Origin of the sequence: Staphylococcus delphini (genome assembly GCF_900636325.1) — a bacterium.
Taxonomy (GTDB): Bacteria; Bacillota; Bacilli; order Staphylococcales; family Staphylococcaceae; genus Staphylococcus; species Staphylococcus delphini.
This window is the reverse complement of the sequence record NZ_LR134263.1, coordinates 1650236-1665655: the sequence shown is the minus strand read 5'-3', so window position 1 is coordinate 1665655 and position 15420 is coordinate 1650236. Positions and strand designations below refer to the sequence as shown.

The following is a 15420-nucleotide window of genomic DNA, read 5'->3' as shown; positions in this document are numbered from 1 at the left end:
ATTAGGATTGAAGGAGATGCGGTTCAAAAGCTTGATGTGCGCGCTTTGGTTTAAGCTTCTATCATTTTGAATTTACTGCAGTTTAGTGTAAGATAAAATCAAATTGAAAGGAGTTTTGGAGATGAAACCAGATTTAGTCGTTATGGACATGGATGACACGCTAATGACGTCCGAAAACCGTGTCTCTGATAAAACAACAGCATATTTATTATTACTTCAAAAAAATGGCGTAAAAATCGCACTCGCCTCAGGTCGTCCAACAGCGGGGATGTTACCGACTGCAAAGGCTTTAAAGATGGATGAATTTGGAAGTTATATTATGAGTTACAATGGGGCTCAAACGATTGAACTTTCTAGTGAAAAAGTCGTTTCGAAAATAGTCATTGAAAAAGCAGAATTCGATAAAATTGTAGACTTTTGCCGTGAACATGAACTTTTCGTATTAACTTACCATGACGATACGATTATTTATGAAGGCGAACATGAATATATGAATATCGAATCAGAGTTGACAGGACTGCCTATGAAAAAAGTGGACGATATTAAAGACTATATTCAAGACGCTGTGCCTAAAGTGATGGGTGTCGACTATGAAGATCATATTGCAGAATTGATTAAAAATATGAATGGCGAATTTGATAACGAGGTTGATATGACAACGAGCAAGCCATTTTTCCTTGAATTTATGAGTAAAGGTGTCTCTAAAGGAGAAGCGATTCAAAAATTAGCTGAACGTTTAGATTTAGATGTGAATCAAATGGTCGCATTCGGTGACAGTGCAAATGATATTGAAATGTTTAAAGTGGTCGGAAAAGCCGTTGCGATGGACAATGCGTCAGATGAAGTGAAATCTTATGCGGATATGGTCACAAAAAGTCACGATAAAGATGGTATTCCGTACGCATTAGATCAAATATTGTCATAAACCAAGCTATGAAAGCGGGGGAGGTTCGCTGAACAATGAGCGATGTCGACCTTGCTTTTCGTTTGCGCTAATGCCGTGTAGGTGAAAGGGTCATTTAATTATGTTGGGCAGTAAAAAATGAAGCACTCCTTAACAGAGCGCTTCAAAAGATTCACTATTTCGCGGTATGCGTCCATTCATGTTTGCCACGATGACGTTTAATATGCGCATACACTTGATCTGCAGCATAATCTAAATTTGTGTACACGGTGATGGCAAATGCCGATTGAGACGCTTCAAAATCGGTCTCCAAATACAACTCTTTTAAGTGTTGAAATAAACTTTCCATTTGTTCGTGCGTTAAACTACTATACTCTCTTAACGTCCGTTTCAACAACTTCCCGTTTTTCTCTTCTAAAACTTGTACCACAATGACAAAGCGTTCTTCAGTTTTTAAAACATCATCGAAAAGGTTTGTTTGTCCTATCATCACGTGCCCACCTTTACAATTTATTAATTTAATTATACATGAAATCACAATATGTAGGAAATGGAATAGACAAGTTTTTTATTGAAATTCATACTTTCAAACACGGTGTTATTGTGATGGAAGTAAGGAAGACGAAAAAAAGAGCCCTACACGGAAGGCTCCTTGATTTGAGTCTACTCTCGATAAGATTCATGTTCACTTAAATCAATTTCTTCAAGTGGAATGATGCGTGTTTTGTGAATCAACTTATGAATGATATAGACGAGTAATAAAATGAAAATAGGTAAAAAGTTTTGTGCTAATTTCGCTAAATCAAAATGAACAAATGCTTCAGCTGAACTACCGAAAATTAAGAATAACAACGTTGCGATAACGATAATAGGTCCAACAGGGTAAAACGGCGCCTGATAAGGTAACAATTGATTGATATCTTTATTTTGCTTTTTAATCGCACGTCGTAATCTGATTTGAGCAATAATACTTGAAGCCCAAACAAATGTTACGAGGGCACCAATAATATTGAGTAAGCCCATGACACTTTGTGGATTAAAGTTTGCATAAATCGTGACGGCTGCAATGAAAATAAATGTTGTGTATAAAGCGCGTAATGGCAATTGTGAACGTGAATGAATGTGACCTAAAAATTTCGGTGCTTGTCCGTCTTGACTTAATGAGAACAACATACGACTTGTTGTAAAAACACCTGAATTTGCAGCTGAAAGTAATGATGTTAAAATTACTGCGTTGATGACAGAAGCTGCAAAAGCAATACCGACTCTATCAAAAACAATCGTAAATGGACTTTGAGCGATTGAACCACTTTGATTGAGTAATGTTGGATCTGCATAGGATAAAATGGCAGAAATCACCGCGATTGACAATACATAGAATAATAAAATACGCCAGAAAACTTGCTTGATCGCACGTGGCATAGACGTTTTTGGATTATCTGATTCACCTGCTGTTACTGCAACGACCTCAGTTCCACCAACGGAAAATCCTGCGATTAATAAGACGCTTAAGAATCCTGAAACACCACCAACAAATGGGGCTTCACCCGTTGTAAAGTGCTCGAAACCGTAATAATGGCCTCCTAAAATACCGAAAATCATTAAAATGCCTAAGACGATGAAAATAATGATTGTGACCACTTTAATTAAAGAAAGCCAAAATTCAGCTTCACCAAACGCTTTAACGGTAAAGATGTTCACTAAAAATAATAAGACTATAAAGATTAAACTCCATACAAGCGGTGAGAAGAAATGAAATGCATCCCAATAGTTAATGACACTCGATGCAACGATAATATCAACACTTGTGACTAGCGACCAAATTGTCCAGTATAACCAGCCCATCGTAAAACCTAAAGATGGGTCTACAAAACGATTGGCATAACTGCTAAATGCCCCAGACACAGGGTAAAAAGTGGCCATTTCTCCTATCGATGACATTAAAAAGTATAACATCACCCCGATGACTAGATAGGCGAGTATCGCACCACCTGGACCAGCTTGAGCGATTACGCCGCCAGTTGCGACAAAGAGCCCTGTACCAATCGCGCCTCCAATGGCAATCATTGTAATATGCCTTGATTGGAGGCCTCTACTTAATTTTTTTTCTTCCATACATATCTTCTCCTCAACAATTAGCTTTCTATATATTTTACTTGTTAAGGAGATGAGTTTCAATAAAAATTTGTGACTTTAAAGCGATAAAATATTTTGTGAAATATTATAGGGTGTGAAAAATAGAAAATACGGTGGAGAAATTCGTCGTGATACAAAGTGTGTAAGCAGTTTTGTGGTCAATATGTAGAAAAGTTGTAAGATGATAAGGCAAATAAAAAAGTCAAATGATGTTCGAAATCATTTGACTTATGTCGTATTTTAATTATAAGCAAGGTGACGCGCTCGCTAACGCATTGATGCACTTGCGTGATAAGCGTCGCACAATCAATGACAGTGATCGTTCACTATGATTATTTTGTTTCTCTGTGTAGAGTGTGTTTGTTTAATCTTGGGCAATACTTCATCATTTCAATACGCTCAGGATTAGTTCGTTTGTTTTTAGTTGTGATGTAGTTACGGTCACCACATTCAGTACATGCTAATGTTACATTTACGCGCATGACTAGTCCCTCCTTTTCAAATTGAAACTATTACGATTTATTATTTTAGCACGAGCCAGGCGTTTTGCCAACTCTTTTTTATTTTCATCAATTAAAGTCTTGCCAAGAAGAAGAGACATGTGCTAATATGTAAAACGTAATGATTACGATTTGTAAGGAGTGTTCATATATATGGCTAAAAAGTCGAAAATTGTCAAAGAGCAAAAAAGAGAAGCATTAGTCGCAAAATATGCTGAATTACGTAGAGAATTAAAAGCAAAAGGTGACTATGAAGCATTAAGAAAATTACCAAGAGATTCTTCGCCAACACGTTTAACACGCAGATGTAAAGTGACAGGTCGACCTCGTGGTGTGTTACGTAAATTTGAAATGTCTCGTATTGCATTTAGAGAACATGCACATAAAGGTCAAATTCCTGGCGTTAAAAAATCAAGTTGGTAAAGCGATTTCCTCTTTATTTTACTTTGTTCCTTAAAGATAGTATATTATCAAAGGAATAAAAAGATAAAGGGGCTTTTTTTATGAGAATTTTTGACTATGAAGATATCCAACTCATCCCGAATAAAAGTATTGTAAAAAGTCGTTCAGAAATCGATACATCAGTTCAATTTGGACCGAAACGTTTTAAATTACCAGTTGTGCCAGCCAATATGCAAACAGTGATGAATGAACCTTTGGCTGAATGGTTTGCGCAAAATGATTACTTCTATATTATGCACCGATTTGATGAAGCAGCGCGTTTACCATTTGTTAAAAAGATGCAAAGTAAAGGGTTATATGCTTCAATTTCTGTAGGTGTGAAACCTGGTGAATTTGAATTTATTGATGCATTGAAAGCTGAGAATCTTACACCAGAATATATTACAATTGATATTGCGCATGGGCATTCAGATCAAGTGATTGACATGATTCAATATATTAAGGAACATTTACCTAAAGCGTTTGTCATTGCAGGTAACGTCGGTACACCAGAAGGCGTCAGAGAACTTGAAAACGCGGGCGCTGATGCAACGAAAGTCGGCATTGGTCCGGGGCGTGTTTGTATTACAAAAATTAAAACTGGATTTGGGACAGGTGGATGGCAATTAGCTGCAGTCAATCATTGTAGTAAAGCTGCCCGTAAACCTATTATTGCAGACGGTGGTATTCGTACACATGGCGATATTGCAAAATCAGTGCGCTTTGGTGCATCGATGGTCATGATTGGCTCCCTCTTTGCGGCTCACGAGGAATCACCGGGGGAAACAGTTGAAATAGAAGGTAAAAAATACAAAGAGTACTTTGGTAGTGCATCAGAATATCAAAAAGGCGAACGTAAAAATGTTGAAGGCAAAAAGATGTTTGTAGAGCATAAAGGCTCACTGCAAGATACACTTGTAGAGATGCAGGAAGATTTGCAAAGCTCGATTTCATATGCGGGCGGCAAAGATGTTGATGCATTGAGAAAAGTAGATTATGTTATTGTACGCAATTCTATATTTAACGGAGACCGTGACTAAAAGGAGCTGTTCATTATCAAAAAATTTCTTTCAATGATTGGTGTCGGAATTATTCTCTTATTACTCGTACCCATTCAGCCGATTGAAACATTTTCTAAAATTGCGACACCGATTACCCAACAAATCGATCAACTTGTAGAAGGTAAAACGAACGAAACAACACTCAAAAAACCGAATGAACAAAAATTTGCAATTAGAAATATACAAATGAATATGAGTCGCGAAGAAGTCGAACAAAAGTTAGGTCAACCTGAGTCAGAAATTGGTAATGAATACGGAACAAAATGGGAAGTTTATCATCAAGATTTTAGCAACTTTGTGATGGTCAGCTATATTGACAATAAGGTGCATGGTTTATATACAAATCAAAATATGATTACATCGAAAAGTGGTGTCAAATACGGAACGGCTCAAAAAGCGGTACGTAAAGAACTTGGCCAACCAATTAAAGGGATTCAAAAAGGTCGCACCATTTATGAAAATGATAACGATGAATACGATATATTTGATAAAGACGGAATTTATACGACTGCCTTTTATGATCAACATGAAAATAATCAATTAACAGGATTGATGCAAATCAGTCATCAAATGGAAAATAGATTGAACAGTCAATATGCAGCCCCATCAAAATATTTACAAGAAAGTTTTGAGAAAGAAGATTATTATTTATTAAATGCTGAGAGAGTTCAAAAAGGCTTGCAACCCCTGAGCTATTCGAACAAATTAGCTGGCACTGCGCGTAAACATAGTACTGACATGGCTGAAAATCAATATTTTGACCATACAAATCTTAAAGGTGAATCACCATTTGATCGTATGGAAAAAGACGGCCATCAATATCAGACAGCGGCAGAAAACTTGGCATATGGTCAAACGAGTGCGATTTTTGCGCATCATGGCTTAATGAATTCAAGTGGCCATCGTAAAAATATTTTGAATGAAAATGTCAAAACAATCGGTATAGGTGTTGACTTTAATGAGAAACGCCAGCCGTATTGGACTGAAAATTATATAGGATAATGTTTTGAATGGTAATTTTGGGGAATAGCAATCATGGAAGTGATTTAAATGACATCAAAGCAGAACCATTCAAAGCAAAATACTGTGAATAAAAAGAAAACAACAGATGATATTTTAATACAAGTGAAAAAAATTCTGAATAAAAATTAGAAAGAGCGGACCTTACATATCAGTTGTAAGGTCCGTTTTTTGAAGGAGTGGTTTACGCAAGATTACATTTCTCTAAACAAGCCAATGACTTTACCTAATACTGTAACTTGTTCTAGATAAATAGGTTCTAAACTACTATTTTCTGGTTGTAAACGATAACGATTTTTTTCTTTGTAGAAACGTTTTACAGTAGCCTCATCTTCCTCAGTCATTGCAACAATGATGTCACCATTTTCAGCAATCGATTGACTTCTTACAATGACTTTATCTCCGTCTAGAATACCAGCTTCAATCATACTATCTCCCACAACGTTAAGGATAAAAATCTGGCCGTTATGTGTCGATGTAAAATGTTCAGGTAACGGATAATACTCTTCAACATTTTCAATAGCAGAAATAGGTGTTCCTGCTGTAACTTTACCGATGACAGGCACATAGATTGTTTCTTCCATATTCACAGGTTCGCCCATCAATTCATTCACAATCTCTATAGCGCGCGGTTTCGTAGGGTCTCGTCGAATATAACCTTTTTCTTCTAATCTTGACAAATGCCCATGTACAGTCGAACTTGAAGCTAACCCCACAGCCTCACCAATTTCACGAACACTTGGTGGATATCCTTTTGATTGCACGACATGTTTAATAAATTCAAATATTTCACTTTGTCTTTTTGTTAATTCTCTCATTTTCCACACTCCTTCTCAGTACTATTTGTTGATATTATAACATACCACACGAACATTAACAAACGTTTGTTCGTTTTGGTGTTGACATAGAACATTCGTTCTGTTAGATTATTAATACAAACAAACGTTCGAGGAGTGACGAAGATGCTTCACATTAAAAGTTCAGAGGTTTACTTGTTCTTATCAGTGTTTATCATTTCTTTAATTTTATTTTTATCATTCTTTTTACTCGCCACTGATGCAAGCAAAACAGAACAAACGTACGAAATGACAGATCATCAACTTAAAACGACACAAACAGAACAACATCAAAAATACGAACAGCAGCGCAATCATACCAACGAACAGTCCGTTGTAGCCGTGACGCTGAGTCATTAAATAAGCCACACAAAGACCATAGAGAGAAAAAGGTTCAGGTTATCTTCTCTATGGTCTTTTTCTAGTTTCTTCTTTAATATGTGTAAATTCTTTAAAAATACGAAAGGGTCTTTTTAGTGGAGGAAATGAAATACTATATGAGAAAAAAGTATTAGTTCTGAATAACGCTCAAACAATGACAGCGCTTACTTTCGTACCGAGTTCAAGCGTTTGGTTTTATAACATTTTTCTGTTATATTTTTGTAAAGAAAATCACGGAGGAGAGCTCATATGCTTAGTAAAGAAAAGTTAAATCGAATTAATGAACTCGCAAATAAGAAAAAAAGTGAAGGCCTTACTGAAACGGAAGCAAAAGAACAATCTCAATTAAGAAGTGAGTATCTAGAAGTATTTAGAAGCAGTTTTAAAAGCCAAATCGAAAACACAAAAGTGATAGATCCAGATGGCAACGATGTAACGCCTGAAAAATTAAAAGAAGTTCAAAAGCAAAATCAATTGCGTAGTTAGTATTTTTGAATAAAATGGATAACGCGGTGCCATTTATTAGGCTTCGGACACTGTTTCGGTTATAATGTAATTATGATATGGAATGAGAAAGGAAGGATTTTCAAATGAGTCAACGAAATGATAGCTTAGCTATAAATACAATACGTGGATTAAGTATTGATGCTATTGAGAAAGCGAATTCAGGTCACCCTGGTTTACCAATGGGGGCAGCACCAATGGCATATACTTTATGGACACGCCATTTAAACTTTAATCCAAATTCACATGAATATTTCAACAGAGATCGCTTTATTTTATCAGCAGGTCACGGATCAGCATTACTTTATAGTTTATTACATGTGTCTGGTTCACTTGAACTTGATGAGTTAAAACAGTTTAGACAATGGGATTCTAAAACACCAGGACACCCAGAATATCACCATACACAAGGCGTAGAAATTACGACTGGACCACTTGGACAAGGTTTTGCAATGTCAGTTGGTATGGCAATGGCTGAAAAACATTTAGCTGCTAAATTCAACAAAGATATCGACGTTGTTGATCACTACACTTATGTATTGGCATCTGACGGTGACTTAATGGAAGGTATTTCACATGAAGCAGCTTCACTTGCAGGGCACTTAAAATTAGACAAATTGATTACACTTTATGATTCAAACGATATTTCTCTAGATGGGGAAGCTTCAAAAGCATTCTCTGAAGATATTAAAAAACGTTTTGAAGCTTATGGTTGGAACCACATTCTTGTAAAAGACGGTAACGACATTGAAGCGATTGATAAAGCGATTGATGAGGCTAAAGGTCAAGCTGGCCCAACAATCATTGAAGTGAAAACAATCATTGGTTACGGTTCACCTAACAAATCTAACAGTAACGCGTCACATGGTGCGCCACTTGGTGAAGAAGAACGTAACTTAACATTCGAAAGCTATAACCTTGATCCATCTAAACACTTCCATGTTGAAGATGAAGTTTATGACATTTTCAATTCGACAATGATTCAACGTGCGGATGAAAACGAAAAAGCATGGAAAGAAAAAGTGGAACAATACGCTGAGAAATACCCTGAATTATACAAAGAGTTCGAAGATGCTATGGCAGGTAAATTACCTGAAGGCTATGAAAATGAACTTCCTAAATTTGAACTTGGTCACAAAGGTGCTTCTCGTGCAGACTCTGGTGATGTGATTCAAGCCTTAAGTAAAGCAGTACCAACATTATTCGGTGGTTCAGCTGACTTAGCTTCATCAAACAAATCAAATGTTAAAAACGAAACTGACTTCTCTGCTGAAAATGGCATTGGTAAAAACGTATGGTTCGGTGTACGTGAATTCGCAATGGCTGCAGCGGTTAACGGTATGGCTGCACACGGTGGTTTACACCCATATGGTGCGACATTCTTCGTATTCAGTGACTATTTAAAACCAGCATTACGTTTAGCAGCGATTATGGGCTTGCGTTCAACATTCGTATTCACACATGACTCAATTGCTGTAGGTGAAGATGGTCCAACTCACGAACCAATCGAACAATTGGCTGGTTTAAGAGCGATTCCTAACTTAAACGTTATTCGTCCAGCTGATGGTAACGAAACACGTGTTGCATGGAAAGTCGCTGTTGAATCAAACGACACACCAACTGCATTAGTATTAACTCGTCAAGGTTTACCTGTATTAGATGTGGAAGAATCTACAGTTGAAGAAGGCGTAAGAAAAGGTGCTTACGTTGTATTCGAAACTGAAAAAGCTCCAGAATATGTTTTATTAGCATCTGGTTCAGAAGTAAGCTTAACAGTAGACGTTGCTAAAGCGCTTGAAGAACAAGGTAAAGGTGTACGTGTCGTTTCAATGCCAAACTGGAACGCATTTGAAAATCAATCAAAAGCATACCAAGATGAAATTTTATTACCACATGTTGAAAAACGTGCGGCTGTTGAAATGGCAGCTTCATTAGGTTGGCATAAATATGTTGGTATGAACGGTGTTGTCGTAGGTATCGACCGTTACGGTGCAAGTGCGCCTGGCGACTTAGTTGTTGAGAAATACGGCTTCACTAAAGAAAATGTTTTAGCAGAAATTGAAAAATTATAATTTCCTCTAAAATAGTGTCAAATATAGCGTCGAGCTCGATCAGTCGATTTTGAGCTCGGCTTTTCTTTTTGGATTTGGTATAAATTTGTCTTCCATATCTTGAAAAGCATACATAATTTTAGTAAAATGCAAAAGGATAAAGAAAGTGGGTGAAACTATGGCTACATGGTTAGCAATTTTATTAATTGTTATTGCACTTATCGGTGGATTAGTTGGGGGCTTTTTCTTAGCACGTAAATATATGATGGATTATTTAAAGAAAAACCCACCAATCAATGAAGAAATGTTACGCATGATGATGATGCAGATGGGACAAAAACCATCTCAAAAGAAAATTAATCAAATGATGACAATGATGAACAAAAACATGGATAAAAAAATGTAATGTTCTTTAACGTTAACGATAGCAAGGATTTGTGCTGGAATTAGAAACGCGCACATCCTTGCTATTTTCTTTTTTGAATGTATCTGAAACAGAAGTTTTGGATTCAACCGTTCAATTATACTTTTTAGTTTGGAAAACTGCTGAATATATTCGTTTTCCATTCAAAACGACAAGTATAGACTATTACTCATTTGGGGTGTCATATGATATACTTATTGGTATCTTTGGATGATGTTAGGAGGAGCAGCGTTGACATATTTAGTTCTATCCATACTCATTGCGTTTGTAATGGGTGCAGGTGTCATTGTCATTAGAATGAAGGCGCAAAAATATCCAGTAAATACAAAGAAAATTATTTTGCCTCCTTTCTTTATGGCTACGGGCGCACTGATGTATGTCGTCCCTTATTTTAGATTAACTGGGTTTGAAATCATTGAATCCGTCGTGTTAGGGGTTGTTTTTTCAAGTGTACTCATCATGACCTCGCATTTTGAAGTCAAAGGTAGCCAAATTTATTTAAAAAAATCTAAAGCATTCCCATTTGTACTGGTCACGTTATTACTGATTCGTACAGTACTGAAAGTCTTTTTAGGTAATTCTGTAGACCCTGGGGAATTAGCGGGGATGTTCTTCTTGCTCGCGTTTAGTATGCTTGTACCTTGGCGACTTGCGATGCTTTATCGATATAAAAAAATCAAAAATCAAATTGTCGCATCATGAGTATGTTATTGACCTTTGCAGTGAGCGTGCTGCGAGGTCTTTTTCTATAGTTGAAAGCAAGTGCAAAATGATAATAAAAATCGTCGGTCGTCACTTGAAATGAACCGTAGCATGCTATAAAATAAAGTCGAACATTTGTTCTGAGGTGATGGAATTGAAATTAATACATACGGCCGATTGGCATTTAGGCAAAGTTTTAAACGGTCATTCGTTTTTGGAAGATCAGCAATATGTTTTAAAACAATTGATTGAAGTGCTTGAACATGAACAACCGGATGCGCTCATTATTGCAGGAGATATTTATGATACGGCTTATCCGAGTAAATACGTGATTCAACTGATGGAAGAAACGATTGCAAAAATCAATTTAGAGATGCAAATTCCGATTGTGATGATTAATGGCAATCACGATGGTAAAGAACGTTTGCGCTATGGTGCTTCTTGGTTTCGACATAATCAACTTTATATTACGACAGAAATTGAGCAATTTTTTGAACCAGTGATTTTGGGGAATGTGGCCATTTATACGCTGCCGTTTTTTACTTTATCTGAAGCACGTGAGTATTTAGAAGTTTCTGTAGAATATTATGAAGAGGCTGTGAAAAAACTAGTCGATCAAGTACGACCACAGTTAAATCCTGCAATGACGAACATTTTAGTGGGGCATTTTACGCTGACAGGTGCGCCAAAAAGTGATTCGGAACGCGACATTACGATAGGTACCATTGAAGCGGTATCGCCACAATTTTTGTTGGATTTTGATGCGGTCATGCTGGGACATATTCATCATCCTTTTGCGAGTCAGTATCAAAACGTCGTGTATAGTGGTTCGCTGTTACAATACTCATTTTCCGAAGTGCAACAAGCTAAGGGCGTGCGCCTATTTCATATTGAAGCCGATCAAGCGATGCGACAAAGTTTTATCCCGTTAAAGCCAGCACGTGAGTTAGAAGTTGTGGAAGCAAGTTTTGACGATATTATGAACGGCCGATTTAAGCGTAAAAGTGATGACAGTTATTTTCATTTTAATGTTGAACATTTAACGCATGTCAAAGACCCTATGCAAAAGTTGAAACAGATTTATCCAAATACATTATCTTTAACACAACAAACGCTACCGTCATCTTATCAGTCTAAAATACTGACAGATGTTAAAAAGTTATCCCCATTAGATATCGTAGACCGATTCTACTCTGAAATGACGACCGGTACGCTTTCAGAGACGCAAAAAAGTAATGTCATCCAGTTGTTAGAAACGATGAATGAGGAGGAATAATCATGAAACCATTAAAATTGCATCTTCAAAATTTCGGCCCATTTTTAGATGAGACGATTGATTTCTCCCGCATCCAATCCAATCAACTGTTTCTGATTAGTGGTAAGACAGGTTCAGGTAAAACAATGATTTTTGATGGGATTGTGTATGCATTGTATGGGCGTGCATCTACAGAAAAAAGAGAAGTGAAACATTTAAGAAGTCATTTTGCAGATGCTACCAAACCTTTAACCGTCACGTTTGAATTTGAAATTTCTGGTAGATTATATAAAGTCGTTCGTGAAGCATCGTTTTTAAAACCGGGTAATAAAAATGAAACGAAACCGAAGCTTGAAGTGTATCGTCATGAGGCAGGACGTTTTGAACTCATAGAAAGCACGATTCAAGCAGGGGAACGCTTTATTTTAGATCTTCTAAAACTTAAGCAAGATCAGTTTAGACAGTTGTTCGTATTGCCTCAAGGTGAGTTTAAAGAGTTTTTAGTCTCAAATAGTACAGATAAGCAAACCATTTTAAGAACGCTCTTTAATACGCAATTATATGATATGTTGAAAAATCGACTCACTGATAAAACGAAAAACATGAAAATTGAAATCGATCAAATCTATACTAAAATACAAAGTGCTTGGGATGAATTGTATACACTTGACCATCCTGATTTGGTAGTGGAAAAAGGACTCAAAAGTGAACAATATGATTTGATGATGTCAGCCTTACCTCAATTTGAAACGATTGCAGAACAACAAGTCTTAAAAGTGCAACAAGAAAAATTAAAGGTTGAAAAAGAGTTAAATAGGGTGAATGAAGCAGTAGATCGTCAAATTTTACGCCAACAATTATCTGAACAACAGCAACAATTGAAGATAAAACTTGAACAATTTAAAGTACGTCAACCGCACATTCAGCAACTTGAACAGCAATTAAAGTTAATGAATGAAAGTAAAATGGCGCTGAAACTGTATCAAAATCTTCAAGAACTTGAAGTGACATTAAAGAGACAACAAAATGAGCATAAACAACTGCAAAATGAAAACGAAAAATTAGAAACAGAACAGATTGAACAGCAAGAAGCGCTTGAAACGCATTTATTACAAGAAGATGAGATGAACCAAAAAGCACAGTATCTTGAGCGCACACGTCATTTTTATCAAGAGTGTGAGCAATTGAAAGAAAAATATGCACGTATGACAAGCATTGAGCAAACGACGCAAAAGTTAGTGCAGCATAATGAAGAAGCAATGCGAAAACTTGAAGCGATTGATAAGGACGATATAGAACGCCAACCTGATTATGAACAAAAATCACAATTACAAGCTGAACAGGCAGCGTTAGTAGAAAAAATTGCGACATTACGCATCGCACAAAATCATGCAACGATTCAAGCGCGTCAACAACATCAGCTTCAACAGTACACTGAGGATTTAAAGCGAATCGATGCGGAGATTGCTCAACAGCAGGCGAATATTCAAGCTATCTCAGAAAATGAACAACAGTTGTTGAATCATGAACAAGCTGTGATGACATTGCGTGCGACATTAAGTCAAAATGATCCGTGTCCGGTATGTGGGCAAACGGTGCATCATGTTGAAGCGGATGCAGATATAGAGCAAATTAAAAAGATTCAACAAGAAAATCGTATTATTGAGCAAACACTTGAAAAACTTAAAGAACAAAAGATTAAATGTGAAGCGAATATCACACACACGAAAGCACGTCTTGCTGAAATCGGTGAAGTTGATTTTAATGAAGAAGACCTCAAAAAGGCAGAAACGGAGCAACACGACATCAAACAAAAACTAGAGGCCATCGATAAAGAAAATTCACGCATTGCAGCCATCCAGGAAGAAGTGGGTCGTATTCATCGAGTGATAGACGAAAATCAACAACAAATACAATTGTTAAAGAAAGAGCAAGAATACATTCAAGAGCGTATGGACAGATTTGTTGCTGAAACGGCATACGACAATATTGAGGCATTCCAAACTGCCTTTACCCAATTAAAATCAACTGTCAATCAGTTTAATCAAGAAAAAGTAACATTAACAGAACGACGTGATCAACTTGCAACAAAGATCAAAGAGCAACAATATGAGATACAATTGCTTGCACAGCAAATCACTGAACGTTCAAAACAAGTGCAAACTTTGAATAATGACATTGATGAAGCATTGGAAGCATTAAATATTCAAAATCGTGAAACATTATTCGATATTTTACAAGATAGTGTGCATAAGGAAGCGTACGAACAACAAGTGACAACGTATTATCAAGAAAAACAAATGGTAGAACTTAAAATACAAGATGTGTCTCAGCAACTTTCCACCATCACTGTTGAAGATTTAGATGTTTTAAAAGTAAAACAACAGCAACAACGTGAAGCTTTTGAAGATGTGCAAAGACGTTTTAATGAATATGCATTTCAAGCGACACAAAATCAAAAAACAGCACAAAAAATTAAAGATGAAGTGACTTATTTAAAAAATACACTTAATGAACAAATTGAATTATTCCAGCTTGCTGAAATTTTAAGTGGCAAAAATGCACATCACCTAACATTAGAAAATTACGTTTTAATGCACTATTTAGAACAGATTTTGTTAAAAGCGAATCAACGCCTCCTCAGTATGACCGGGCAGCGTTATGAATTAGTGAGAAATGAGAAAAAAGGAAGAGGATTTAGTGGGCTTGAGATTGAGGTATTTGATTACTATTCTAACCAAGCGCGTCACATTACATCATTGTCCGGTGGTGAAACGTTCCAAGCTTCACTTGCATTGGCGTTAGGATTAAGTGAAGTCGTTCAAAGCGAACAAGGTGGCATTGCGTTAGATGCGATGTTTATTGATGAAGGATTTGGGACACTTGATCAAGAAACGTTAGAAACAGCACTCGACACTTTAATTCAATTGCAATCGAGTGGTCGATTAGTCGGTGTTATTTCGCACGTTTCAGAACTAAAAAATCGCATTCCGATCATTTTAGAAGTTGTCTCTAAAAACTACCAAAGTACAACGCATTTAAGAAGTAATGAATAAATGATGTTATGCACTATTGAAAGGCATGTATAAGTACTGACAAAATATAATTGTGATGAATCAGCCGCTGACGTATACCCCTCTATAAGCACGCGAAACTGCCACCAATGCTTTTGTATTCAAAGGTGTTGGTGACAGTTTTCATTGAT

The 15420-nt window shown here is 36.5% G+C and carries 15 protein-coding genes; 11 read left to right on the top strand and 4 right to left on the bottom strand.

Annotated features, from left to right (window positions below; translation table 11 throughout):
- Positions 1-121 precede the first annotated feature (121 nt).
- Positions 122-925 carry a Cof-type HAD-IIB family hydrolase gene (locus tag EL101_RS07910; RefSeq protein WP_096596334.1) on the top strand — a complete coding sequence of 268 codons (804 nt, stop codon included), beginning with the start codon at positions 122-124 and terminating at the stop codon, positions 923-925.
- Positions 926-1079: 154 nt separating this feature from the next.
- Here EL101_RS07910 and EL101_RS07905 read toward each other — a convergent pair whose 3' ends face one another.
- The 3 genes from EL101_RS07905 to rpmG form a co-directional block, all read right to left on the bottom strand.
- Positions 1080-1394 carry a hypothetical protein gene (locus EL101_RS07905; RefSeq protein WP_019165393.1) on the bottom strand — a complete coding sequence of 105 codons (315 nt, stop codon included), beginning with the start codon at positions 1392-1394 and terminating at the stop codon, positions 1080-1082.
- 173 nt (positions 1395-1567) lie between these two features.
- Positions 1568-3019 (bottom strand): amino acid permease, encoded by a 1452-nt coding sequence (locus EL101_RS07900; RefSeq protein WP_096596333.1) that lies wholly within the window; start codon positions 3017-3019, stop codon positions 1568-1570.
- Positions 3020-3372: 353 nt separating this feature from the next.
- Complete coding sequence (rpmG, locus tag EL101_RS07895) at positions 3373-3522, bottom strand: 50S ribosomal protein L33 (RefSeq protein WP_014613994.1); 150 nt, start codon at positions 3520-3522, stop codon at positions 3373-3375.
- 171 nt (positions 3523-3693) lie between these two features.
- Here rpmG and rpsN point away from each other — a divergent pair, with 171 nt between their 5' ends.
- The 3 genes from rpsN (at position 3694) to EL101_RS07880 (ending at position 6044) form a co-directional block, all read left to right on the top strand.
- The gene (gene rpsN, locus EL101_RS07890) at positions 3694-3963 is read left to right on the top strand and encodes a 30S ribosomal protein S14 (protein WP_014613993.1); all 270 of its coding nucleotides are present in this window, start codon (positions 3694-3696) and stop codon (positions 3961-3963) included.
- Positions 3964-4043: 80 nt separating this feature from the next.
- Positions 4044-5021, top strand: a complete 978-nt coding sequence (guaC, locus tag EL101_RS07885; RefSeq protein WP_096596332.1) for a GMP reductase — start codon at positions 4044-4046, stop codon at positions 5019-5021.
- 33 nt (positions 5022-5054) lie between these two features.
- The gene (locus EL101_RS07880; RefSeq protein ID WP_240622738.1) at positions 5055-6044 is read left to right on the top strand and encodes a CAP domain-containing protein; all 990 of its coding nucleotides are present in this window, start codon (positions 5055-5057) and stop codon (positions 6042-6044) included.
- Positions 6045-6256: 212 nt separating this feature from the next.
- Here the strand turns inward: EL101_RS07880 and lexA are convergent, their stop codons facing one another.
- The gene (lexA, locus tag EL101_RS07875) at positions 6257-6880 is read right to left on the bottom strand and encodes a transcriptional repressor LexA (RefSeq protein ID WP_019165388.1); all 624 of its coding nucleotides are present in this window, start codon (positions 6878-6880) and stop codon (positions 6257-6259) included.
- 144 nt (positions 6881-7024) lie between these two features.
- Here lexA and sosA point away from each other — a divergent pair, with 144 nt between their 5' ends.
- From sosA to sbcC, 7 genes are all read left to right on the top strand, one after another.
- Positions 7025-7258: a DNA damage-induced cell division inhibitor SosA gene (gene sosA, locus EL101_RS07870; protein ID WP_096596331.1), complete on the top strand. Its 234-nt coding sequence runs from the start codon at positions 7025-7027 to the stop codon at positions 7256-7258.
- Between the two features lie 270 nt (positions 7259-7528).
- Positions 7529-7765 (top strand): DUF896 domain-containing protein, encoded by a 237-nt coding sequence (locus EL101_RS07865; protein ID WP_014613988.1) that lies wholly within the window; start codon positions 7529-7531, stop codon positions 7763-7765.
- Between the two features lie 104 nt (positions 7766-7869).
- The gene (gene tkt / locus EL101_RS07860; protein ID WP_096596330.1) at positions 7870-9855 is read left to right on the top strand and encodes a transketolase; all 1986 of its coding nucleotides are present in this window, start codon (positions 7870-7872) and stop codon (positions 9853-9855) included.
- 157 nt (positions 9856-10012) lie between these two features.
- Entirely contained in the window at positions 10013-10240 is a 228-nt protein-coding gene (locus tag EL101_RS07855) for a YneF family protein (RefSeq protein ID WP_014613986.1), read from the top strand.
- A 249-nt stretch (positions 10241-10489) separates the two neighbouring features.
- Complete coding sequence (locus tag EL101_RS07850) at positions 10490-10960, top strand: CcdC family protein (protein WP_019165384.1); 471 nt, start codon at positions 10490-10492, stop codon at positions 10958-10960.
- Positions 10961-11114: 154 nt separating this feature from the next.
- Complete coding sequence (sbcD, locus tag EL101_RS07845; RefSeq protein WP_096596329.1) at positions 11115-12236, top strand: exonuclease subunit SbcD; 1122 nt, start codon at positions 11115-11117, stop codon at positions 12234-12236.
- A gap of 2 nt (positions 12237-12238) precedes the next feature.
- Positions 12239-15271, top strand: coding sequence for an exonuclease subunit SbcC (gene sbcC, locus EL101_RS07840; protein WP_096596328.1), 3033 nt, complete (start codon positions 12239-12241; stop codon positions 15269-15271).
- The last annotated feature ends 149 nt before the right edge of the window (positions 15272-15420 follow it).